This is a genomic window from Pantoea endophytica (assembly GCF_002858935.1).
Classification (GTDB): Bacteria; Pseudomonadota; Gammaproteobacteria; order Enterobacterales; family Enterobacteriaceae; genus Pantoea; species Pantoea leporis.
In genome coordinates, this window is sequence record NZ_PJRT01000005.1 from 742,451 (window position 1) to 762,867 (window position 20,417).

At 46.0% G+C, this 20,417-nt stretch carries 30 protein-coding genes; 25 read left to right on the forward strand and 5 right to left on the reverse strand.

Annotation, left to right across the window (positions count from 1 at the left end; translation table 11 throughout):
* Positions 1 to 69: 69 nt before the first annotated feature.
* The 3 genes from PZBJ_RS05965 to PZBJ_RS05975 are packed head-to-tail and all read left to right on the forward strand — an operon-like array spanning position 70 to position 4,386.
* A complete protein-coding gene (locus PZBJ_RS05965; RefSeq protein ID WP_101761643.1) occupies positions 70 to 1,836 on the forward strand; it encodes a VPA1262 family N-terminal domain-containing protein in 1,767 nt (588 codons plus the stop codon).
* Positions 1,829 to 2,473, forward strand: a complete 645-nt coding sequence (locus PZBJ_RS05970) for a hypothetical protein (protein ID WP_101761644.1) — start codon at positions 1,829 to 1,831, stop codon at positions 2,471 to 2,473. Before PZBJ_RS05965 ends, PZBJ_RS05970 begins: the two co-directional genes overlap by 8 nt.
* Positions 2,473 to 4,386, forward strand: a complete 1,914-nt coding sequence (locus PZBJ_RS05975) for a hypothetical protein (protein ID WP_101761645.1) — start codon at positions 2,473 to 2,475, stop codon at positions 4,384 to 4,386. The genes PZBJ_RS05970 and PZBJ_RS05975 overlap by 1 nt, the downstream gene beginning before the upstream one ends.
* Positions 4,387 to 4,540: 154 nt before the next feature.
* Here the strand turns inward: PZBJ_RS05975 and PZBJ_RS05980 are convergent, their stop codons facing one another.
* Positions 4,541 to 4,903 carry a VOC family protein gene (locus PZBJ_RS05980; protein WP_101761646.1) on the reverse strand — a complete coding sequence of 121 codons (363 nt, stop codon included), beginning with the start codon at positions 4,901 to 4,903 and terminating at the stop codon, positions 4,541 to 4,543.
* A 57-nt stretch (positions 4,904 to 4,960) separates the two neighbouring features.
* Between PZBJ_RS05980 and PZBJ_RS05985 the strand changes: the two genes are divergently transcribed.
* Entirely contained in the window at positions 4,961 to 5,677 is a 717-nt protein-coding gene (locus tag PZBJ_RS05985; protein ID WP_101761647.1) for a helix-turn-helix transcriptional regulator, read from the forward strand.
* Positions 5,678 to 5,803: 126 nt separating this feature from the next.
* On the opposite strand, the gene PZBJ_RS05990 is transcribed toward PZBJ_RS05985, so the two are convergent.
* The 3 genes from PZBJ_RS05990 to PZBJ_RS06000 form a co-directional block, all read right to left on the reverse strand.
* Positions 5,804 to 7,549 (reverse strand): DnaT-like ssDNA-binding domain-containing protein, encoded by a 1,746-nt coding sequence (locus PZBJ_RS05990; RefSeq protein ID WP_101761648.1) that lies wholly within the window; start codon positions 7,547 to 7,549, stop codon positions 5,804 to 5,806.
* Positions 7,550 to 7,637: 88 nt separating this feature from the next.
* The gene (locus tag PZBJ_RS05995; protein ID WP_240632883.1) at positions 7,638 to 8,054 is read right to left on the reverse strand and encodes a hypothetical protein; all 417 of its coding nucleotides are present in this window, start codon (positions 8,052 to 8,054) and stop codon (positions 7,638 to 7,640) included.
* A 36-nt stretch (positions 8,055 to 8,090) separates the two neighbouring features.
* Positions 8,091 to 8,291, reverse strand: coding sequence for a helix-turn-helix transcriptional regulator (locus PZBJ_RS06000; RefSeq protein WP_091003926.1), 201 nt, complete (start codon positions 8,289 to 8,291; stop codon positions 8,091 to 8,093).
* Between the two features lie 112 nt (positions 8,292 to 8,403).
* Here PZBJ_RS06000 and PZBJ_RS06005 point away from each other — a divergent pair, with 112 nt between their 5' ends.
* From PZBJ_RS06005 to PZBJ_RS06065, 14 genes are all read left to right on the forward strand, one after another.
* The gene (locus PZBJ_RS06005; protein ID WP_101761650.1) at positions 8,404 to 9,045 is read left to right on the forward strand and encodes a helix-turn-helix domain-containing protein; all 642 of its coding nucleotides are present in this window, start codon (positions 8,404 to 8,406) and stop codon (positions 9,043 to 9,045) included.
* Between the two features lie 926 nt (positions 9,046 to 9,971).
* The gene (locus tag PZBJ_RS06010; RefSeq protein ID WP_101761651.1) at positions 9,972 to 10,229 is read left to right on the forward strand and encodes a hypothetical protein; all 258 of its coding nucleotides are present in this window, start codon (positions 9,972 to 9,974) and stop codon (positions 10,227 to 10,229) included.
* A 341-nt stretch (positions 10,230 to 10,570) separates the two neighbouring features.
* A complete protein-coding gene (locus PZBJ_RS24490; RefSeq protein WP_101761653.1) occupies positions 10,571 to 10,777 on the forward strand; it encodes a ParE family toxin-like protein in 207 nt (68 codons plus the stop codon).
* 16 nt (positions 10,778 to 10,793) lie between these two features.
* Positions 10,794 to 11,441: a pentapeptide repeat-containing protein gene (locus tag PZBJ_RS06025; RefSeq protein ID WP_101761654.1), complete on the forward strand. Its 648-nt coding sequence runs from the start codon at positions 10,794 to 10,796 to the stop codon at positions 11,439 to 11,441.
* Positions 11,442 to 11,484: 43 nt separating this feature from the next.
* The gene (locus tag PZBJ_RS24005) at positions 11,485 to 11,709 is read left to right on the forward strand and encodes a hypothetical protein (RefSeq protein ID WP_146001287.1); all 225 of its coding nucleotides are present in this window, start codon (positions 11,485 to 11,487) and stop codon (positions 11,707 to 11,709) included.
* Positions 11,710 to 11,927: 218 nt separating this feature from the next.
* Positions 11,928 to 12,350 carry a pentapeptide repeat-containing protein gene (locus tag PZBJ_RS06030; protein ID WP_101761655.1) on the forward strand — a complete coding sequence of 141 codons (423 nt, stop codon included), beginning with the start codon at positions 11,928 to 11,930 and terminating at the stop codon, positions 12,348 to 12,350.
* An 86-nt stretch (positions 12,351 to 12,436) separates the two neighbouring features.
* Positions 12,437 to 12,622 (forward strand): hypothetical protein, encoded by a 186-nt coding sequence (locus PZBJ_RS06035; protein ID WP_101761656.1) that lies wholly within the window; start codon positions 12,437 to 12,439, stop codon positions 12,620 to 12,622.
* Complete coding sequence (gamL, locus tag PZBJ_RS06040; RefSeq protein ID WP_101761657.1) at positions 12,619 to 12,912, forward strand: host nuclease inhibitor GamL; 294 nt, start codon at positions 12,619 to 12,621, stop codon at positions 12,910 to 12,912. The genes PZBJ_RS06035 and gamL overlap by 4 nt, the downstream gene beginning before the upstream one ends.
* Positions 12,903 to 13,727 (forward strand): PD-(D/E)XK nuclease-like domain-containing protein, encoded by an 825-nt coding sequence (locus tag PZBJ_RS06045; RefSeq protein ID WP_101761658.1) that lies wholly within the window; start codon positions 12,903 to 12,905, stop codon positions 13,725 to 13,727. Before gamL ends, PZBJ_RS06045 begins: the two co-directional genes overlap by 10 nt.
* Entirely contained in the window at positions 13,727 to 14,830 is a 1,104-nt protein-coding gene (locus tag PZBJ_RS06050) for a RecT family recombinase (RefSeq protein ID WP_101761659.1), read from the forward strand. The genes PZBJ_RS06045 and PZBJ_RS06050 overlap by 1 nt, the downstream gene beginning before the upstream one ends.
* Positions 14,831 to 14,848: 18 nt before the next feature.
* The gene (locus PZBJ_RS24010; RefSeq protein ID WP_158238599.1) at positions 14,849 to 15,070 is read left to right on the forward strand and encodes an ANR family transcriptional regulator; all 222 of its coding nucleotides are present in this window, start codon (positions 14,849 to 14,851) and stop codon (positions 15,068 to 15,070) included.
* Complete coding sequence (locus tag PZBJ_RS24015; RefSeq protein WP_146001289.1) at positions 15,051 to 15,578, forward strand: hypothetical protein; 528 nt, start codon at positions 15,051 to 15,053, stop codon at positions 15,576 to 15,578. Before PZBJ_RS24010 ends, PZBJ_RS24015 begins: the two co-directional genes overlap by 20 nt.
* 116 nt (positions 15,579 to 15,694) lie before the next feature.
* Complete coding sequence (locus tag PZBJ_RS06060; protein ID WP_101761661.1) at positions 15,695 to 16,405, forward strand: YadA-like family protein; 711 nt, start codon at positions 15,695 to 15,697, stop codon at positions 16,403 to 16,405.
* Positions 16,406 to 16,741: 336 nt separating this feature from the next.
* Positions 16,742 to 17,521 carry a YadA C-terminal domain-containing protein gene (locus PZBJ_RS06065; RefSeq protein WP_101761662.1) on the forward strand — a complete coding sequence of 260 codons (780 nt, stop codon included), beginning with the start codon at positions 16,742 to 16,744 and terminating at the stop codon, positions 17,519 to 17,521.
* A 90-nt stretch (positions 17,522 to 17,611) separates the two neighbouring features.
* Here PZBJ_RS06065 and PZBJ_RS06070 read toward each other — a convergent pair whose 3' ends face one another.
* Positions 17,612 to 18,292 (reverse strand): SOS response-associated peptidase family protein, encoded by a 681-nt coding sequence (locus PZBJ_RS06070; protein WP_101761663.1) that lies wholly within the window; start codon positions 18,290 to 18,292, stop codon positions 17,612 to 17,614.
* 54 nt (positions 18,293 to 18,346) lie between these two features.
* On the opposite strand from PZBJ_RS06070, the gene PZBJ_RS06075 reads away from it, so the two are divergent.
* The 7 genes from PZBJ_RS06075 (at position 18,347) to PZBJ_RS06105 (ending at position 20,392) form a co-directional block, all read left to right on the forward strand.
* The gene (locus PZBJ_RS06075) at positions 18,347 to 18,592 is read left to right on the forward strand and encodes a DNA polymerase III subunit theta (RefSeq protein WP_101761664.1); all 246 of its coding nucleotides are present in this window, start codon (positions 18,347 to 18,349) and stop codon (positions 18,590 to 18,592) included.
* Positions 18,589 to 18,855 carry a hypothetical protein gene (locus PZBJ_RS06080; RefSeq protein ID WP_101761665.1) on the forward strand — a complete coding sequence of 89 codons (267 nt, stop codon included), beginning with the start codon at positions 18,589 to 18,591 and terminating at the stop codon, positions 18,853 to 18,855. The genes PZBJ_RS06075 and PZBJ_RS06080 overlap by 4 nt, the downstream gene beginning before the upstream one ends.
* A gap of 65 nt (positions 18,856 to 18,920) precedes the next feature.
* Complete coding sequence (locus PZBJ_RS06085; protein WP_101761666.1) at positions 18,921 to 19,190, forward strand: DUF5405 family protein; 270 nt, start codon at positions 18,921 to 18,923, stop codon at positions 19,188 to 19,190.
* A 48-nt stretch (positions 19,191 to 19,238) separates the two neighbouring features.
* Positions 19,239 to 19,463, forward strand: a complete 225-nt coding sequence (locus tag PZBJ_RS06090; RefSeq protein ID WP_101761667.1) for a hypothetical protein — start codon at positions 19,239 to 19,241, stop codon at positions 19,461 to 19,463.
* A 73-nt stretch (positions 19,464 to 19,536) separates the two neighbouring features.
* Positions 19,537 to 19,779, forward strand: a complete 243-nt coding sequence (locus PZBJ_RS06095) for a DNA polymerase III subunit theta (RefSeq protein WP_101761789.1) — start codon at positions 19,537 to 19,539, stop codon at positions 19,777 to 19,779.
* Positions 19,776 to 20,000, forward strand: coding sequence for a hypothetical protein (locus PZBJ_RS06100; protein WP_101761668.1), 225 nt, complete (start codon positions 19,776 to 19,778; stop codon positions 19,998 to 20,000). Before PZBJ_RS06095 ends, PZBJ_RS06100 begins: the two co-directional genes overlap by 4 nt.
* 74 nt (positions 20,001 to 20,074) lie before the next feature.
* Entirely contained in the window at positions 20,075 to 20,392 is a 318-nt protein-coding gene (locus PZBJ_RS06105; protein ID WP_240632884.1) for a hypothetical protein, read from the forward strand.
* Positions 20,393 to 20,417 lie beyond the last annotated feature (25 nt).

Below are 20,417 nucleotides of genomic sequence, written 5' to 3' on the forward strand. Positions count from 1 at the left end.
AATTCAACTTATAGCGATGGTCAATTGAAATAACTTAACTTAGCGCCTTCTGCCGATAGCGAGCCATATATGGAAAGTACCAAAAGCAGTGCCCCCTCAAGTAAATGGACTGACGGCTTCGAACATGCGGTCGTACATATTGCTGTAGTAGTACCTCCAAAATCTACATCTGAGCAGTTACCTCTACGCTTACTGTTCGCATCGGTCTGGTTGCTTGCATCAGGAAGGCAAGCAACTTCAAGACCTCTTAAGCCTTACATTAAAAGATTTAATAAAGATGGCGCTATTGCGGTAGACCGTATAGTAATGACAGTCGATGAAGCCATCCAATGGTATCGAACTTCATCGGAAGAACTTCATACACCAGTCCCCCTTGACGGGTTCCGTTCGGCTTCTGATGGCAAGCCCCTTTCAGCTTGCAGACTAAGTGACTTTCCAAGTTGGCCTGTATTGGGCGTCCCTATGGAAAGCGAAGATATTGCGCAAAAGTCTGAGCGTTCAACAATCCCGTTCCGCAACCTTGGCATTATCAGGTATTCGCGTCGAATTTCAGAAAGTCAGGGATGGCCGAGCTTTCTTGACACAGCTGGAAGAAGCAAGCAGTGCGAGGAAGCTTTACAATTCCTGGAACATCACATGCATGTCGATTTTAGGGAATATCCTGAATATTTGGGTGGGATGGTACTTGCTGTTCCCGATTGCGACGTTCATTCCGTCCGACAGTTCGTTGATCCAAAGGAAGACGGTTCCGAATCATTGTACTTCCATGTTAAGCCGCACCCAAGCCGTAAACTCCAAGGTTTGAGCTTGACCGTAATGGAGGGACAACAAGGAATGCTCACCTCCTTCGATAAAATTCCAGTACCTGAAGATGGTTTGGTAGTGATTGAAAGGCCCTCTCCTATCCACAGCTCCGGTCTTGTCCTCACCCACATAGAACGCGGGGTATTGCTTCAAACACCTATTCGAACGTTCCTTCGTCAAATGAATATGAGGACTGAGGTTATCGAGCGGCGCGTCAAAATTTCTGCCCCAGAGACAGATAAAAAGAAGAGCCCAGTTACTGAGTACTTCAGTGATAAAAAAACTTTAGCGTCTTCACAGACATTTGGTGACGCACCGAACGCAACTGATGCCTTCAAGCGTCTGCTAGATGCTAAAAACGAGCGACTCCTTAATTACAGCGCCAAACTATATGATCAGAAGTGGTTTACAGCTGACCAGCGCAAAGAAGCTTTAAAACACATTAGGGATAAGCTGAAGCAAGCTAATTTAAGCATCTTCATCGCTGATCCCTATTTCAGCGCTAACCAAATTTCCCAGTATCTATTTGCTATTGAGCGAGACGATGTAAAGATACAAATCCTTACCTCAAGCAGTGCTTTCAAAAAGATTAAAGTATCGGAAGCTGGCCCCGAATCCGATAATGAGGCACCGCTTGATACACACCAGGCATTGCTGAGAAACTTGGCCACCTTCCAAGCTAGTCACAGAAACAGCATTCAAATCAAAGTCGCCAATACGGAAAATAGTCTTTTTCATGATCGATTCATCGCAGTCGATAACCGTGTATGGATGATAGGCAGTTCTCTAAACTCAATCGGTATAAGGCCAACGCTGGCCATGCGTATTCCCCATGGTGAAAAAATCCTCACCCACCTTATAGACTTATATAATAATGCAGTGCCTTTGAAAGACTTCAAAATCCCCAAAGGGGAGCTCAAGAAATCATGCGCACATTGCGGTCGTGCCATGGTGGACGAGAAAGAAGCTCAGATATTACAGGGCGCTAAGACCCATGGTGCACAGGGAACGCAGGACGTTGATAATGATTAAATTATCATCCCAGATCGATGTCAGTACAACTGAGCAGATTGTAGAGACAAGCTTCATCCCGAAATTACTCATACCTTGCGAGGCACCCTACAGGGATGAATCCCGTCATCATTTTCCCTCTTTAGTTGCAATCAAAGCCCGTCAAGATGCTCCGAATGTAAGATTAGTAGAGGAATTTGAAGAGGCAATTAGTACTGCGCAAGCGGTATGGATAATTGACAAGCATTTATTTTGTGAAGATGGTCAGGAACCCGACCATAGTTTTCGAATTAAGAAAGTTGTGAATTGGTTTTGCACAGACCATCTGCAGACATTAAAGATTTTAACTGGTTATCACGATTCCAGAAAAATAATCGTGGAGGCTTTCGAGGAGTTAAAACTGTTCGTAACAGAAAATCGTGACAAACTCGCCCCGCCCATAACAATTGAGCTCTCATTTACCCTTAGTAACGCCAACTGTATTCATGATCGATTTGCAATCATCGATAACGAATTATGGCATTTTGGCGCTACGGTAGGTGGGTTTCATCGTGACGTTAATGCCGTTAGCAGAGGCTGGAATGCTGACACTCATGATGCAGTGCAGTTTTTTGATACAGTTTGGATGATGGCCAACGCTAACGGAAAAAAATACTAATGACCAAAGAATGGCAATTACAGCCCACTGATGAATCTGAAAGGCAGAAACAGTACGCAATCGTCGAGTCTTTGATTGAAGACTTTGCAGAAGGTAGTTACGCACCTCCGGATGTCTTGGTCACGGCTGTGACGCAATATTTCTGCGTTCAGGATGATGCCAAAAATGCTCTTAAGAGGTTTACTACCCAATTGTGTGGTGTCCACGTGGACTTCGATGCGTCGGACCATCCGAAAATTCAGACGGCTTTAGTGATCGGGATTGTAACGGCATGGGCCTCCTCAGAAACCAAAAACCGGTATGCAGCCTTTAGGGCTCTCGTCCGAAACTCATGGTGGATTGAGCAATTGTGGACGAAGGTGGCAATCGTTGTAGCTCTAAAAAATTCTTCTTTCAAAGAAACCCTCTTAAATTTAGCCGAAGAACACTTCGTCGATGCTGAAAAAAAACTTCTTCATGAAGACTGTTGTGATCCTTCCCATCAAATCACCCTTAAGGAAATTTGGGACGGACATTACTTGGACAACCGGTTAGATGATTCCAGTTGGCCATGGATTGAATTACTAACGAAGCTTGATTCTAACAAATTATTAATATGGATGAATTCAACAAAAAGCCTAGCCTTAATCAATCGAGTTCTTGAAAGCCCGGAATTTTACCGTAACTACGATCTATGGGAGCATTTCACACTCGGTTCTTCGCTGAGTTTTCAAAGCGATGGCTCATGGAATGGTGCCCTACTACTTCCCAGTTTACTTCGGCACGGAAGTGAGAAAATTTTACAATTAGCCAATGGCAGAGAGAATAATTCGTCTAAGTTAGAGCAGCACGTCAGTTCAATGCTTGCTTGTTTCGTAGTTACTGTCGCTGAAAGATCCGATTTCGAGGGGCTGTTTAAGCGTTGGGGTACATGGCTCACTCGCCAGCATCTTAACTTTCCTGATAACAAATCGCATCAGATGCGGCCACTAAGCAACCAAGATATATTATTGGCATTAGCTGAGAAAGTGCCATTGCCTTATTCCCCAATCATTTCTGAAGAATTTAATTTTTCATGTGAGTCATGGTTTTATCAATCCATGCTGGCAATTTTACATTCGAACCACCCCGATAAGTTTCCGACACCGGACGTAAGTGCCTTTATTGAAGAATGGAATTTAACACCTGCCGAGTGGAACTCATCCAAAGGTAAGTCGCTTCAAAATAATGTTAGTGAATTTCGAAGCCCTCAGCCCAACAGCTATGCTTGTAGGGTGCTGGGTTATTCCATCGCATTGAATGACAACTTCCTCAATCAATGGCTGGAGATGTGGAACTCTAGCATTGCGCTGAGAGAAATCCTCGAGTTTCATCCCATTGATAGAAGTTCCAACGAATGGGGAACATCAAATGCTTCAAGACTGATGCGCATGTTGGTTGACGTAGGCTTAGGAATACTAATCTGCACCGCGGACCCACAGGAAACTTTCGAAAGACTTAAGAAGTCCGCCGCACTATTTCAAGAGCTGTGGAAGGCTACAACAGAAATGTTGAGCATTGATGCGTATGGTGAAGACTTTTGGCCAATCATGCAGCAATACCTAGTCATTTTCCGCCTTCGCTGGACAGTTGAAGCTAAGAACGCTAATGAAGATCATTATTGTACATGGCTTGATCAAGCCGCCTATCCAACATCAAAGGATACATTGGCCTTAGTTTCCAGCAATTCCTGTTCGCTAATAAAACTGCTTCCCGTTCTTGTGCAAAATCAGATTCTTGAGGAAGACTTGAAGTACTTGCTCAACCAAGCCGAAATTGACTTAGCTTCTCTCGCATTGAGTGCAGTCAGATACCAGAATGGCCCTGAGATGAAATTCAAGATTTATTCTCGACACGTCAACCTTATTGAAAAGTTAGCCAGGATGAGTAAATGATATCGGGGGTTATCCACTCGCAGTTGACTTAGAAAACATACTATCAGCAATGTCCGTTGTTCGCTTACAGCTGCCCCTACCTAAAGTCTTGATGGGCAGCTAAGTGCCAAAAGCGCACGTTTCAAGTTTAAACATGGGCAGGTAAAAGTCTTTATCAGTCCGGTATACACACCCGGATACGGTGCCCGTCGGGATCTAACGCAACGAACGTCTTGCCAAAAACAGCCTGCCTGGGCTCCTGTTCTATCTGCACACCGCTTTCCAACCACTGCTGATATAGTGCATCAACTTCCTTAATATCTTTAACTATAAAACTCAGCTCAGTTCGGTTACCTTCACCGCTGGATGCAAAGTCACTCGCCGTTGTTGACCATAGTCCGAGGTTCAGTCCATTTTTGAAGGAAAAAGCCGCCCATGTTGGAAACATTACGTCTGGTTCTTTATTAAATAGCTTTTGGTAAAATCTGCTGCTAATGATTGGGTTATCAATATAAAGAATGATCAGGTTAGGAATCATGAGTGTTACTCGTCAAAAATAAAGAGACTTCACTATCGCAGGGAGCATTGACAGAACATGTCAGCATCAGGACCGAAGCGTGCAGAGCGCCTACTTAATCTTTTACAGATTTTATATCAGCATCGATATCCGGTAAGCGGAAACTGGCTTGCTAAAGAACTCTCCGTCAGCCTTCGCACGCTTTACCGTGATATTTGCGCGCTACGTGCTCAGGGAGCTGACATTCAGGGAGAAGCCGGGACGGGGTTTATCCTCTCACGAAGCCATCATTTGCCGCCTATGATGTTTACCCCTGAGCAACTCGACGCACTGGCGCTCGGATTGCGTTGGGTATCAGCATATGGTGACGCAGGTATCGCAAAAGCAGCTTCTGAGGTTACGGGTAAGATCCGGCAAGGTCTGCCCGCAAAGTTAAAGACGCTGTTTGATGAATCGACACAATTAGTTGGAAGACCTCAGGTTGCCCATCACAATTTTGAAAATCTGAACTCTCTTCGAAGCGCCATCAGGAGGAGACAGAAAATCCGGACTGGCTATACAGACAGGCTGGGTAATGTGAGTGAAAGAACGATATGGCCTTTCGCCTTAGGTTACTTCTCTGGTGATATTGTACTTGCGGCATGGTGTGAAAAACGTAATGCCTTCCGCCATTTTGAAGTAACGCGATTAACATTTCTTCAGCTTGTGCCTGAAAGTTATCCCCATTCCCGTCATCGCTTACTCCAAATGTGGCGCAGTGCGGGTCTGGATAACACAATTCCCGGGCGTGCCTGAACTGAGTGCCAATGTTCCAGGATATTCAGGCCTACCCATATTTATGAATATGTCCGCTCTTCGCTCTTAGCAGCTCTCCAGGCTCCCATGTTCACTAGGGGATCTGTTTTAATCTTGCCTGCATGATCATCCCCCATGAAACCCATGCGGGATGGCGTAATCCATGCTGGTTGGAATTGTAAAGTCCTGACGGCGTGTGGCATGCTTAGTGGCCCGTTTACGCCCCTTGCCAATAAACCGTGCCAGCTTGGTCTCCCACTGCTTCTGGGTATGCTGTGCCCCCTCTTCCATCCAGTAATTTACAAACTCGCTCAACTCATATTTCGATACGTCAGAATCCAGCTCGATACCGATATGCCGTGCATGTTTGAGAAACTGGCTTGAGGTTGTCCAGTGTGGGTCAAGCCTGAATTTAGCCTGCTCAGTTGATTGTTCATTGCCTCCAGCCGTTGAGCCATATGCGGCACGCTTGCGAGTGACACAGGTGGCGGAGTATCCGGTTCTCAGGATTGTCACGCTCTGGGTCACGTTGCGCATGGCGTCGAAGGCACAACCGCTGGGCCTGGTTTTACGTGGGGAGGACTTGCTCACCCAGGGGGCTGGAAAGTCAGTCAGCCAATCAGGGGTCAACGTGATTTTGCTGTTGGGGTCGAAGTTATCCACAGGCCATGAAATTTTCTCGCGCGCGATGTGTGTTGTTTTAGGTTTTGATTTTAAGGTTTTAGATCTTAAAAAACTAAAACGGGTGCGCGCGCGCGAAGGTATAACACGCGTGAGCCCGCCAGGAGTGTTTCGCGTTACGCCAGAATCAGCTGGCGTTACGCTGCCGGTGACGCTCTGCGTTACGCCTGAAACACGGGGCGTTACGCTGTTGGGGACGCTCTGCGTTGCACCAGAATCACCGGATGTTACGCTGCCGGTGACGCTCTGCGTTACGCCAGAATCAGCTGGCGTTACGCTGCCGGTGACGCTCTGCGTTACGCCTGAAACACGGGGCGTTACGCTGTTGGGGACGCTCTGCGTTGCACCAGAATCACCGGATGTTACGCTGCCGGTGACGCTCTGCGTTACGCCTGAATCACCGGGCGTTACGCTGTCGGTGACGCTCTGCGTTACGCCTGAATCACCGGGCGTTACGCTACTGGTGACACTCTGCGTTACGCCTGAATCATCGGGCGTTACGCTACTGGTGACGCCAGGCTTATCACATGAATCACTGATCGATATGTCTGATGCCCAGGATGGCCGGCCATGCTTCTGTGTTGTTTTATGTTGAGGGTAGCAGTAACCAACGTGCGTCGTTTTGCCATCGACAGTGATTGACCCTAACTTAAGCAGCCTTCCCTCCTCGTCATAAACCTCGTCATGCTTTATGACGACAGTCTGATTTTTAAAACGTGAGCTATTAGCAAGTTCAGCAGCAGCCCGCCTTCCCTCAACTATCCAGTTCCTGACCTTTAGCCTCATGCGGTAGCGCTGTTGCCTCAATGCAGCCTGGGATTTTTTGACTTCAACCTTCTTTTGCTCCCCTTTCATTTCCGGAAGCACCAGGCAATTTCTCCGCTTGTCATACTTAACCCAACCTACTTTCTGCATTGCCTGACCGAAACCGGGATGGTTCACGACAGCATCGATGTATGAGAGATCAGCATCAGGTATCACACCGTTTCGGGCATGATGTTTCGCAACAGACCAGAACTTAAGCAGACCAGCCACAGTGATATCGCGTTTATCACGAATACTGCCTACCGGCTTAACACGGTGACTGTCCTCACTTACTGAGCGAGGGGGAATCAGGAGATGCTGTGCCATCAAATGCACTTTGGGATGGGATGAGAGAACTTCTGGCGACTTCATTTTTTTTGCGAACATTTCCTGACCCTTAACTCAAATCGCAGCCGTTTACTTGCACGGCTGCTGCTGACATAATTGGGATGGTTTCTGACGAAACTGTTCTGCACTAAACCCCGGTACTGTTACAGCAGTCCGGGGTTTTCTCTTTTGTGCGCTCCAGTTCGTACTCGGCAAACTGTATGGCCACGGTGAGAAGCCATCGATACTGTTCCAGTGGCACTTTCATCTCTCCCCTCAACACGAAATCCTCTACCCCACTTGCTGCCAGCGTTTCCATAATTTCTGGATATTTTTCAGTTCGCCTTAGCACTGTTGAATCGGCTACGTTAAGTCGTTTAGCAACTTCAGTTTGCCGTGTATGCAATAACGCTTTATGGGCTAAAGAGAGAAGATGACGGCCATTCACACTCAGTCCATCTGATTTGCGTGCATTTGCTCTTTCCATTGGATAATTTCCTAAAAATGGTCGAAACAGCGTTTCCGGGCAAAGAACTTCGGAGACGCTGATGATGATTAGTGACAATTAATCTTCGAGTAAGGCGCTGTTTAAAATCATTTTTTATGGAGGGAATACCTCATCTATAGTAAGTGTGTGACCGAGCGTTTCCAGCCCCTTGAGGATCAGACGGCAGCTGGCCAGGCTGGGGGTTCGGATGTTGCTTTCGTAATTGGCAATACGAGATGGACCCCAGCCAATTGACTTCGCCAGCACTGCCTGAGAGATGCCTATTTTTTTTCGAATCAAAGCTAAATTGTTCATAAAGCCTCCAGTGTAATCACATATTAACTATCACAATTTGTGATCTAATTTCAACCACGGTGTGAGGCTGCTATACTCACGGCATGTGTAATTCCGTAAATTGAGATATGAAATGTCTAACGATATTGGGGAAAGAATAAGGGCGCTCAGAGAGTCAAAAAGGCTGAGCCAGGCTCAGTTAGCGAAACAGTGCGGCTGGGTTACAGCATCAAGATTAGGCAATTACGAGATTGGTTCACGAAAAGTGAATGCTGATGACGCGGCACTACTGGCTTTGGCTTTAGGGGTGACTCCAGCATTTATTTTGTTCGGCGATGATTCAAGTACAGTTTACAAGCAACACGAATATCCACTGCTCACTAAAGACCAATTAATAAGTCAGGAGCGCGGATATCCAATCGCTTTTGACAGTAATACTAAGTTTTACTCCTCCACAACACGGGCAAGTAAAAAATCCTTTTGGTTTCAGGTTCCAGGGCATTCAATGACTTCCCCCTATGGAGTTAAACCCAGTTTTCCAGAGGGCATCCTTGTTTTAGTTGATCCTGAAGCGCCTATCGAGTCCGGCCACTACTGCGTAAGTATCGTGTATGACAAAACGGAAGTTACTTTCAAAAAGTTTGTTACAGAGGATGGTAAGCAGTGGCTTGAGCCTATGAATACTACAGCGAGATATCAAAGCATCGAAATTGATGAAAATTGTCGCATTCTCGGTAAGGTTGTAAAAGCACAATGGGATGATGAATTTTTTTAAGCCTTGCCAATAATCTTATCTTCCATCTTAAATTCACCTCCTTCGAAGTTCTTCCCTCATGCTCATAAAGCCCAAACTGCGGGTTTATGAGCATAAAAGATTACATTAAATTCAATAACAAAACGTGACCCTCAAAAAAATATCACACAATACGTGTTGACACCTAATGCCACATCGTGTGATCTTTGAATTAGTGGAACGGAAACCCTCGAACTAATGCTCTACGAGTTAGTTTGGACGGCACAATAAAGTCGGGCGGGAGGAGTACAGGAGTGCGATATCCCGAAGTGGCAAAACCCAACCTACTCACAACAAACGAGATGGCGCTAGCCAGTGCCATGTCCTTTGTTGGAGAAGGAAGCATGAAACGCACTACCGTTGTATGTCCGCTATGCAACAGACGCTTCGACCCTCGAACTCCATTAACCCACATCAAGACTTATCACCGGCATGCCAGTGATTTTGATCTGGCCAGGATTCGTGATGTTCGACGCAGCTGTTTCGGGCAAAGCAAACCTCTCAAGCAAAAATCACCCTGCCTTTCGATTTACGTGATGAAAACTGGCAAGCCTTGATTATTGCTAATCAAAAAAATCATTACAGAGGTGAGATGAAATAAACGAATGGATGAATTTATTCAGTAAAACGAACAACGATTAGATTATAAATTCTTCGTCAGGAAGTAATTCTGACTCCTCGTCTAGTCAATTCGCGGTTGCGATTTAGCCCAACTTGATGGGCGTAAGTAATCAGACCGCATACCTGCATTCCTTTGACCCTTTCCCGCCTTGTGCGGGATTTTTTTTATCCGGGTTAAACGAACTACCAGATTTGAAACCCACCAGTTGTTTCTGACATGCGATGTTTGTTAGTTATCCCCCACCCGTTATCTGAGCCTGAACAGGCTCATCAACCAAGGAGCACCTATGAAAAATCGTGAAGCTGCAGTCAGCGTTAAACAATCTGTTTTAATGGTTGTACGTGAATTGAGTAGCTCAGCGGGTTATATTTATGAGTATGAGGCCGAAGGTAAAGTGACCAAAGAAGATTCGGAGGAATACATGGAAAAAGTGCAGGTCGCGCTAGACTATATCATCAGTGAGTTTCTGGAACCTGTTTATGCATTACACCCGGACTTACGCCCCAAATGCTGTGGGTGTGAAAAGTCGAATGAGCCTGAATAAGATTATTGCGTTTACTCATGTTAATGATTTCTTCTACACGTCATAAATAACGTGTGATGTATTTCGCCTGACATTTCACGATCAGAAATTATAAAAAACACCGTTCAGTATTATCATGCTGGTTAAAAATGGCCTTATACACTGCTGTCCCGTCTTAGACGGGACTTTTTTTTACCTGAAATCAGGAGATCAAATGATTTACAGATTCAGATGGGGCTGGCACATATTTACAGCCAGTTCGCTGAAACGTTCGCGGAGATTTGTCCATTTCTGCGAAGGTTTAGACTGGGTGTTTACCCAAAAACTTGCGGCGTCATGCGCTGATGAATGGGTGGCCAACCATGAATAAACACAAGGTACCAGAACGCGTTAACATCCGGGCTCGATGTCTCCTCAGGCAATGGCGTCTGGGACAAATTAAACCAAGACGCACTATCCGGCATGGCTATCTTTCAATCTGCGTGACCCCTTCCTGGCGTCTTCTCTCCAAAAACGGAGGGAGAAAATGGTTATTACTAAGTCACGCCGATTATGACAAAGAAATCTGAATAGGAATCAAAGAACATGCATGACCTGTCAATTATAACTCGTCCAGTAAAAACGCCTAAGAACTCAATGACAGAAGAGGAATTATCGGCGCTACTTCAGGAACATAACGTCTGGCTTCAGTCCGCAGGCGAAGAAGGAAAAAGGTTAGTACTTAGCCACAGTGACTTATCTGATCACAACTTTTATAACACCAACCTTGAGAAGAGTATCTTTAATAAATGCAATCTCAGCAACTGTAATTTCCGCCGGGCAAAACTACGTCATGCTGCAATGAATGGATGTAATCTGGAGAGATCTGATTTTACTCACGTAAAGTTTGATTACGCGTCATTGAGCCATTCCAGTTTATTTTGCACCGACTTTCATGATGCTAATTTACGCCTCGCTGATGTAACGGGAACAAAACTGAAAGGCGCCCATTTATTCGGTACCCGCTTACCTGCAAATACATGGCTTATTATGGGTGAGGAATACAGTATTCAAATTACGCATGGCGTCACATTAAGTGCTGGATGTCAGACGCACTCAATCGAAGACTGGCGACGATTCAGACAAAAAGAAATTGAATCGATGGACGGCGAACGCGCAATTAAATTCTATCCGAGACTCCTGGATATTCTGGACTTTTATACGGGAACAGGTGAAAGACCAGACTGGCTTTAATCCCCACCATCTATTCGCCCTGTTATTACACGGAGTTGACCCTGTGAAAATCACGTACATCACAAATGGCGAACAATCCATGCTCGTCATTAAATCCTGCATTTTTTCTTTGCTTAAGCATGCACGTGTAGCTAATGCAGCCCTCAACGCGGCATCCGAAGCCAACGTGTCGACAACTGGTGTGTTTTGTCTGAAAACAATTATTTCTGGCAAAACATCATCCATCTATGAAGCCCGCGCGGCAGCAAGGCGGGAGGAGTTTAAATGAATGTTTTGCATCTATGTCTTACTTACCCTGAACAACCCGACGAACCTGCTGAGTCTTCATTACGTGGACACACTCCGCTCTGGCGCGCTGGTCAGTTCCGCTACACACACACCAGAACGCAGCCCCGTTAGCAAAGTTCTCATTCGCCCGTTCTCCTCCAACTCAGGAGGAACAAGTCAGCCCATCACCTTTTACCCGTTAATCAATGGAGTAACACCATGAACCTTTCACAACTTGAAATCATACTGCGTGCCCACAAAATCTGGGTCCGCTCACAGGGTCAGAAAGGAAAGCGTGCCGATCTGAGTTTTATGGACCTGAGAAGCGCGCCTCTCGATAACGCTGACCTGACCCGCGCCATTATGATAGGCGCAAATTTGCAGGGAGCCAGTCTTAACAACACCCTGCTTTGCCGGGCTTTTATGCCGTTCGCTGACCTTTCTGGCACAACTTTATTAAACACAGACTTCAGCCATGCAAAGTTAATGGCTGCCAATCTGCGTGATGCGGACATGCGTACAGCCAGGCTGGAAGGTGCTGATTTGCAGGGTGCTATGACCGGAGGAACCCGGTTACCGGACAGCAGTACGAAAGCCAGTCTGAAAATGGTCGTGATTGAAATCCTTGTTATCAGACGCTAAGTGAAATCCAGAACTGACCTCTTTTAGCCTCGCTTAGCCTTTTCTCAGCAATACCTCTCTCCAGTCCCACTTACAGGAACCTCACCATGATGAACAAAAACATCAGGGGCGATGCCGCCTGCGCACGTCCTTTTCACCCCATCCATTCTGTCGAGTTCAGCCGAAAGAACATTCTGAGCAGTGCCAGCTTTAGCCGTCGTCCTCCCAAACCGCTACTGCAGGTTCTGACTGACAGACTGACCAAAATCATTCTTCAGGAGGGCAAGCCATGATGCCATTCATTGAGCTCGAGCGCAGAAAAGAACAGCTCGATGCGGAAGAACAGGATGCCATTCTAAAAGAGCAGTGGATAGACGACGAAGCCGCACGCCTTCTTACCTTCTTTCCTGACACGCTTGATGAATTCAGGGCTTCCCTGCTTCATCCACTCGCCAGCAAATGCTGTTTCGGCGGTAAAGCGAATGAAGAGTATCGGGACTTCATTCTTAACCTTGCTTACCACCAGGCAAATGAAAACTATGACCTGCAGGTATTACTGAAATGGGAGGAGCCATGCCAGTAAAACCCGGCGTGTATCACAACATCAGTAATGAGGACTACCACGCAGGCCCGGGGGTCAGTAAGTCGCAGCTTGATGATGTGGCGCTGAACCCTGCCATCTACAAATGGCGTAAGGATGCGCCTGTCGATCCTGAAAAAACAGCCGCTCTGGATATGGGTAGCGCCCTGCATTGCATGCTGCTGGAACCCGGTGAATTTGATAAGCGCTATATCGTTGCCCCCGCTTTCAACCGCCGCACAAATCAGGGCAAGGCGGAAGAGCAGACATTCCTGGGGGATGCCAGCAGGATGAATATGACCGTGCTGGATGCTGAGCAGGGACGAAAGCTTTTGCTGATGCGAGACAGTGCAATGGCTCACCCCGCAGCCAGTTACTTTTTGAAAGACGAGGGGTATTGCGAATCTTCAATCTACTGGCGAGACAGTGAAACCGATGAGCTATGTCGAATCCGTCCCGACAAATATCTGGCCAACCGCGCTGTCATCCTTGATGTAAAGAAGGTCTCCGACATGTCTCGTTTTTCCCGTCACATCGAAGAGTTCCGGTATCACGTACAGGCCGCGATGTACTGCGAGGGTTTCTACCGTTGCTTCCAGGAATACCCTCAGTTCGTCTTTATTGCGGTGAGCGAAACCATCGATTGCGGGCGTTACCCCGTTCGGACGTTCGAACTGCATGACGATGATATGCATTTAGGCATGAAACTCTTTCGCCAGAATCTCGACACCTTCCACCACTGCCGCCTCAATGATTACTGGGGCGGCATTGAGACAATCCAGCGCCCGGCCTGGGCACGCAGACAGGAGAATCAGTGATGCAGATTAAACCAGTGGACCCCACGTCAGATAACACCAGCACGGCAGCCACCATTTTCAGCCCGGATGCACTGGATAAGCTTGTGCGTTTCGCCGAGATTATGGCCGGCAGCCGGGTGACTGTACCTGCGCACCTCGCCGGAAAAGCCTCAGACTGCCTCGCCGTCACAATGCAGGCGGTGCAGTGGCGCATGAACCCGTTTGCTGTGGCCCAGAAAACCTTCATGGTTAACGGCGTGCTGGGTTATGAAGCTCAGCTGGTTAACGCCGTCATCTCGACAATGGCCCCTACACGCGATCGGATTCAGTATGCCTGGTTTGGTCCGTGGGAAAAGGTCATCGGCAAATTCACTGAAAAAACGTCATCAAAGGGAAATAAGTACACGGCTCCCGGATGGACACTGGACGATGAATCCGGTTGTGGCGTTCGTGTCTGGGCAACGATGAAGAATGAGGAACAGCCACGCGAGCTGGAAATACTTTTATCACAAGCGCAGGTGCGCAACTCCACGCTGTGGGCAAGTGACCCCAAACAACAACTGGCTTATCTCGCCGTCAAACGGTGGGCGCGACTGCATTGCCCCGATGTCATCCTGGGCGTTTATACACCCGATGAAATTGACACTGCTCCAACCGTTGAGCGAGATATTACTCCAGCTAAATCCTCATTGACCGACTTGAACGCACTGATCAATCAGTCCAGGCAGCAAGCCGAGGCGCTAATTGAACACAGTGATGCTGAAGCTGAAGCATCAGATGTTGACCAAAGCGCATCCGATACGCCAGCAGCAGCGCCACCGCCCACCCCAGCTACACAGCATTCCGTAGTTACAGCTTCTGAGCAAAAATCAGCACAGCGTTCTGCCGGGAAAGCAAAAGTTTTCGACAACGATCAGGATGTTCAGCAACGGACTCCCGATAAGCTGCTGGCCGATTTCTGTGAGGCTGCGATGAACGCCAAAACCGTCAGCGCGCTGGCCAAATGCTACGCCTATGCCTCCAGAGTGCTGGCTTCTACACCAGCACTACTTGAGAAAGCGACCGATGTCTTTCTGGTGAGGAAAGCTGAACTGGATGAAGCCGCAACCAGTCAGAAATCATGATTTACAAAAGGTATGACCATGAGACAAGGGAAGCCCCTCAAGAGAAATATACGTAACATTCGTTATTATAATACCGCTGAAGCAGCAGCAATTGCGGAGAACTTTGGACACTATGAAAAAGCAGGGAAGCTCTGGTCAAAGGCAATGAAACTGGCCATGAGACAGGTTAATTCAGAATGGTCAGAACATCGTAGCCAGTATTGCCAGAGTGTTTTACGTAATGGATGGTCTCAAAAATAATCTTATATTTAATTTCGCCAACACCAGGGGAATACAACTTCAGAATTTATTCACTTTTCTGACTTCATCCATGATGAAATCAATGTTAAGTTCATCGCACCCAACATCAAGTACAAGATTAATAATATCTGAAATATTTAAACCCCTGACTGTAAATACAATCAGTGGAGCTAAAATATTTTTGAGGCAAAAAGAAAACATGAATAAAAAAATCCTTCGTTATATTGATGACCATCTCAGTCATGCGTCATCTCCACCTGGAGAACAAATTGTATATGTTCTTGCGAAGCTCTCTTTAACATCATCTCCCGTTGCCTGGATGGTCAGGCACGTAAGGGATGAAGAGGATTTTCTTTTTACAACTCATCAGGCTGCGATGGAACATCTCGACATGCACTGTGATGGAAACGACTATATCAGTCCTTTATTTGCAACAGCCAGAGTAGATATGTGTAAAGGGGTGTTCCGGCACCTTCTGCTCACACCGCTCTCGGATAATGAGGATTGATTAACGAGGGCAGCAATTTTTTACCTGACTTTTAAAATTCACTTTTAGCACCCCTAAATTCATGTAATCCATATAAGCATCATGGATTAACATATTAACTAGCTAAAGAGATTAAAATGAAAAACCGAATACTCATCACCTCGCTTGTTGCCTTTATAAATTCACCTGCACCTTCTTACGCAAGCTTTTGCATTGCTAACAGTTGCTTTGAAGATCTGTCTGACCTCAAAAAGCAGTTTATAAGCTTACAGAAAACCATCATTAAGACCCATTCAGATGTACTTAATCACAATGAACAGCTCCCCGTTATAAAGAAAGATATCAAGCAAAACAAGGAAGATATTAAGAAAAATAATTCAGATATAAAATCGATCAAAGATGACACATTCAAAAACAAGGCCACTAACGAACAAAACAAAAAAGAAATCCTGAACAACAAGAAAGGGGTAATGAAAAACAAAGTAAAAATTGAAGAAATTCATAGAGAAACTCAAAACAATTCAAATTCACTTAACCAGTTGTCTGGCGAGATTGATGAGTTCAGGCAGCTGTCAAACAACAGATTTCAGAAAATTGATAAAACTGTCGCAAAAAATCATAAAAAGGCTATGGCTGGCATCAGTGCTGCAATGGCAATGAATGCCATACCTTTCGTTAATGGCAAGGATGTCAGCGTTGGAGTGGGATCTGGCTCTTATGGTGGCCAGGGTTCACTGGCTATTGGTTCTCAATTCCAAATGACCGAGATTATGAGAAGTAGCACCTACCTGAGTTATGACAGTAACAGGAATCTGGGCATTGCCGCCGGGATATCGATTGGCTGGTAAACGTAGACATAAATCAGCCGTCCTTCAGGAACACATTTACCGGAGACATTTTCAAGCCAAAGGCCTCATCCTGTAATGAGGCCTTTGGCTTGAAAAATATAAAGGGGAGTGAAAATAAAAACCCCAAAATTGACAACCATGTTTTGAATCCTACTAAAAAACGTCGACGCTGTAATCGAATTCCTTAATTACCTTTCAGTAAATAACCACAATAAATCAATTCACCATCACACAATTTATTTTTTAGCCGATCAGGCAGAAATCTGATAGCGAAAAACATCGCAAATTTTTAACCCCCCTCTTCTCTACGCCCCTAACTAACAGAAGAAACTCATTATGAAACTAAATCAATCACTAATGGTTTTAACAACAACCATGTTCATTTTTCAACCAGCACACGCCGATGTGAGAATTTTCCATCCCGGTAAACACAAGACAGATGTCAGTAGTATGAAAGAGGATATCGAACACAACCGTGACCAAATTTTCACTGATGGCATTAAGCTTAACTCTCTGGAATTGAAAGTTAATGATCAGGAGTTGAAAATAAATTACAACAAACAACAAATAGATGAACACAAACAAGCTATTGATAAAAACAAAAGTGACATCAATACCAGCAAAGAAAAAATCGAAGAGCAGCAACAGCTAATCAACAATAACGAATTGCACACCATTATTAATGAAATAAAAATTAAAGATGAGGAGAAGAAAATAATCCTAAACACTGAAAAGATCACCAAAAACAACAAAAGAATATCTGACGCATACGGCCTGATATCAGAAAACACAACGAAAATTAATCAACTCGACTTAAATCAACAACGGTTTGAAACGAAGACCGAACATAAATTTTCTGCTATGGATAAACGCATCGGTAACTACCATCACAAAGCAATGGCTGGTGTAAGTTCCGCTATGTCAATGTCGGCCATACCTTTCGTTGAGGGCAAACGTTTTAGTTTTGGTTTCGGGGCGGGTTCTTATGGTGGCCAGGGGGCAGTATCATTCGGATCACAATTCAGACTGAGTGAACAAATCAGGAGCAGCGCATATATGAGTTATGACAGCAATAAAAGCATTGGCGTCGCGGCAGGCATATCTTTTGGTTGGTAGTATCAGGCTCAAGTCAGAGAGATGCTCGACAAAATTCGTCAGAGCTCGATTCTAAATACAGGCTGTATGCTGCTTTAATAATTCGCACAATCACGCCACGGGATCATCGATCTCTTCCAACAGCTCATCTCCCTGATTATGGATATTGCCAACTTTTTTGCTAACCGGATGCCAGGAAAAATCCTTCTCCGGCACTGCGGCATCGGCAGCAATCTCCTGCGCGCGCTCGGGTGTAGTTTCTTGACTGAGCCATTCACGAACAGCATAAGTAGTAAGCACTAGCGGGCGCCGATCGTGAATGTCGACCATGCCCCTGTTGCTGGGTGACGTGACGATGACGAAGCCCTCTTTATCGTGATCTTTGCTATATGGCGCTTTACCGATGGCAGCAAAAAACAGCGGCGTTTTCTTCTTGTGGTAGATGAAATATGGCTGCTTATTGCTGCCGTCCTTTTTCCATTCATACCAGCCGTCAGCCGGCACAATGGCCCGGCCGTTATTCCAGAGTGGTTTAAACATACGGCCGGTAGCTGCGGTTTCGCCGCGTGCATTGATGAGCGGTTGTTTATCCCACCATTCTGGCCCGTAGCCCCAGTAGACCGGGTCGAGATGAAGCTCTTCGTCACATTCATTAAGCAACAGCACCTTCGTGCCGGGAGCGACGTTAAACCGCCCGATCGGTTCCGGGTCATACTGGATTTCGTCAGCCTTCAGGCCGAGCGATTCAAAGTATTCATCTCTGCTGCTGTACTGCGCGAATCGTCCACACATATGCACCTCCTTTTTAAGGATAGCGCGGTATAATCAAGTGAGGAGGACAACTGCATGTCTCAAAACCTGGCAACACGCAGCAGAGAAGAACGCGATCGTATCAACGTTGATTTAGCCGCGTCTGGCGTTGCATATAAAGAGCGCATGAACATGCCCGTCGTTCCACATGAGGCAGAAATGCAGCAACCTGTAGATTTGCGAGAGTACTTCAAAGAGCGCCTGCAGCATTACAGGAATGTCGCGCTACAGTTTCCGCGTGGCAGTGACCCGGTTTATCAGAAGGAGGACGGGCAAAAGTGAATGATATTATGTTATTCGGTGCCGGGCATCATGGAAAGAAAGAACAAGTCGCGCCCGGAGTGGAAAAGGTAACTTTTGGATCCAGTATAGAACCTCACCAATCCCAAGCTCGTTTATCTTTCAGTAGCTATAACGCTACATTTATTGTTAAAACTGTCTATCAAGAAAGGGGCGGTTATTTGATTGGTGTCTGTGGGGATGAGCCATCTGATGAAGATATAGTGCAAGCTATTTTTAAATACCACCCCAAGCCTATTGGTTAATAAATATTGATTCAAGTCGACCTGCTCCGGCAGGTTTTTTTACGCCCGAAATTTGGAGAAATACCATGCAAATCGGCATTGGCGAAAAATACGTCCTAACCGCTGACCAGTATCAGAACATCATCCGCGAGAAGAAAATCACCAAGGAAGACGATAACGCTGGTAAGGAATGGCAGCAACTGGTCGGCTACTACACAAAGTTAAGTCAGGCCATTCACGCGCTGATTCAACTCGACGTGAGGCTTGAAGATGTGCAGTCGCTGCAGGCGATGGAGCAGCACATTAACCGTGTAGCGCTACAGTGTGAAAAAGCGTTTATTCAAACCGCCGAGTAATGTAACCTTCCGCCGATTTTGCATGATTGGTTACAGGAAGATTAAGTAGTGTCAGAAAAAGAAATAACATACCCGGACATTGCAAATGCAATGGTCGATGCGGCTGATAAAAACTCAGATACACCCCTCACATTCAAAGCTCGCCAGACTGATGAAAATCGTCATGCGCTGGATGTGATGGAAGAGATACTAATCAGCAGATTGCCGCAGAGAGGCATGACATACACCCGGCAGTTATCGCCAGAGGGCGAAGTGATATTCCAGATTAAATGATGGACAAATGAACCTGCTGCGGCAGGTTTTATCCTCACGCAGACAATTGAGTGATATACCAATAGGATTCGCCATAAATCACAACTTAGCAGCCCTTGGCAGAGAAGAGCGTGACAAGATCAACGTCGATTTTTCCGCGTCTGGTGTTGCATATAAAGAGCACATAAACATGCCCTTCGTTCCACATGAAGCAGAAATGCAGCAACCTGCAGATTTGCGTGATTACTTCAAAGAGCGACTGCAGCATTACAGGAATGTCGCGCTACAGTTTCCGCGTGGCAGTGACCCGGTTTATCAGAAGGATGCGGATAAATGACGATCGTCTTTATACCTTCACTTATTGCCTTGCTGCTATCTAAAGCGGATGAGAAAGGCTCACCTCTAACTGAGTTGGAGGTATTAGATATCAGGGATAACGCCACCGCCATTTCCGTGGACGCTGAAGCGGCTTTGAGTATGTCAGAGAGTCGTGGCTACAGGGATATCGATCCAGAAAACTGCTGGGCAGAATGGTTAGCTTTCATGAGTGAAGGCTAAAGTTTTACCGACAGGAGTCGATGAAATTTCCACGGGGATCGGACTCGGTAAATATGAAGGATGAAAAATAAGCTGTGAAATGGATTTTATTTACGGGAGCATTTCTCTCTATGTCTGCGGCAGCGGACGACAAAGCATTCGGAACGCCAGAAACGCGTTGTTTGAATGACCATACAATTCCCTTCATTAATTCAACCATACCCGCTAAGAAAGTTGTGGATGATGCCTACGTACAGTGCAAACCTGAACTTGATGAATGGATGAAATTGCAAGAGCCGCTACCTGATGACATGAAAAACAGCATGCGCAAAGAGTTGTATGACTTTTACATCAGGATGATTGAAATACGAAGAAAGTATGAAGCCAGTAAAACCGCGAAAACCGCCCAATGAGGCGGTTTTTTATTGCCTACAGGAA

Excerpts from the sequence above, each read along its gene's own strand:
- PZBJ_RS05965 (WP_101761643.1), top strand. The coding sequence starts at position 70 with ATGGAAAGTACCAAAAGCAGTGCCCCCTCAAGTAAATGGACTGACGGC.
- PZBJ_RS05970 (WP_101761644.1), top strand. The coding sequence starts at position 1,829 with ATGATTAAATTATCATCCCAGATCGATGTCAGTACAACTGAGCAGATT.
- PZBJ_RS05975 (WP_101761645.1), top strand. The coding sequence starts at position 2,473 with ATGACCAAAGAATGGCAATTACAGCCCACTGATGAATCTGAAAGGCAG.
- PZBJ_RS05980 (WP_101761646.1), bottom strand. The coding sequence starts at position 4,903 with ATGATTCCTAACCTGATCATTCTTTATATTGATAACCCAATCATTAGC.
- PZBJ_RS05985 (WP_101761647.1), top strand. The coding sequence starts at position 4,961 with ATGTCAGCATCAGGACCGAAGCGTGCAGAGCGCCTACTTAATCTTTTA.
- PZBJ_RS05990 (WP_101761648.1), bottom strand. The coding sequence starts at position 7,549 with ATGTTCGCAAAAAAAATGAAGTCGCCAGAAGTTCTCTCATCCCATCCC.
- PZBJ_RS06000 (WP_091003926.1), bottom strand. The coding sequence starts at position 8,291 with ATGAACAATTTAGCTTTGATTCGAAAAAAAATAGGCATCTCTCAGGCA.
- PZBJ_RS06005 (WP_101761650.1), top strand. The coding sequence starts at position 8,404 with ATGTCTAACGATATTGGGGAAAGAATAAGGGCGCTCAGAGAGTCAAAA.
- PZBJ_RS06010 (WP_101761651.1), top strand. The coding sequence starts at position 9,972 with ATGAAAAATCGTGAAGCTGCAGTCAGCGTTAAACAATCTGTTTTAATG.
- PZBJ_RS24490 (WP_101761653.1), top strand. The coding sequence starts at position 10,571 with ATGAATAAACACAAGGTACCAGAACGCGTTAACATCCGGGCTCGATGT.
- PZBJ_RS06025 (WP_101761654.1), top strand. The coding sequence starts at position 10,794 with ATGCATGACCTGTCAATTATAACTCGTCCAGTAAAAACGCCTAAGAAC.
- PZBJ_RS06030 (WP_101761655.1), top strand. The coding sequence starts at position 11,928 with ATGAACCTTTCACAACTTGAAATCATACTGCGTGCCCACAAAATCTGG.
- PZBJ_RS06035 (WP_101761656.1), top strand. The coding sequence starts at position 12,437 with ATGATGAACAAAAACATCAGGGGCGATGCCGCCTGCGCACGTCCTTTT.
- gamL (WP_101761657.1), top strand. The coding sequence starts at position 12,619 with ATGATGCCATTCATTGAGCTCGAGCGCAGAAAAGAACAGCTCGATGCG.
- PZBJ_RS06045 (WP_101761658.1), top strand. The coding sequence starts at position 12,903 with ATGCCAGTAAAACCCGGCGTGTATCACAACATCAGTAATGAGGACTAC.
- PZBJ_RS06050 (WP_101761659.1), top strand. The coding sequence starts at position 13,727 with ATGCAGATTAAACCAGTGGACCCCACGTCAGATAACACCAGCACGGCA.
- PZBJ_RS24010 (WP_158238599.1), top strand. The coding sequence starts at position 14,849 with ATGAGACAAGGGAAGCCCCTCAAGAGAAATATACGTAACATTCGTTAT.
- PZBJ_RS24015 (WP_146001289.1), top strand. The coding sequence starts at position 15,051 with ATGGATGGTCTCAAAAATAATCTTATATTTAATTTCGCCAACACCAGG.
- PZBJ_RS06060 (WP_101761661.1), top strand. The coding sequence starts at position 15,695 with ATGAAAAACCGAATACTCATCACCTCGCTTGTTGCCTTTATAAATTCA.
- PZBJ_RS06065 (WP_101761662.1), top strand. The coding sequence starts at position 16,742 with ATGAAACTAAATCAATCACTAATGGTTTTAACAACAACCATGTTCATT.
- PZBJ_RS06070 (WP_101761663.1), bottom strand. The coding sequence starts at position 18,292 with ATGTGTGGACGATTCGCGCAGTACAGCAGCAGAGATGAATACTTTGAA.
- PZBJ_RS06075 (WP_101761664.1), top strand. The coding sequence starts at position 18,347 with ATGTCTCAAAACCTGGCAACACGCAGCAGAGAAGAACGCGATCGTATC.
- PZBJ_RS06085 (WP_101761666.1), top strand. The coding sequence starts at position 18,921 with ATGCAAATCGGCATTGGCGAAAAATACGTCCTAACCGCTGACCAGTAT.
- PZBJ_RS06100 (WP_101761668.1), top strand. The coding sequence starts at position 19,776 with ATGACGATCGTCTTTATACCTTCACTTATTGCCTTGCTGCTATCTAAA.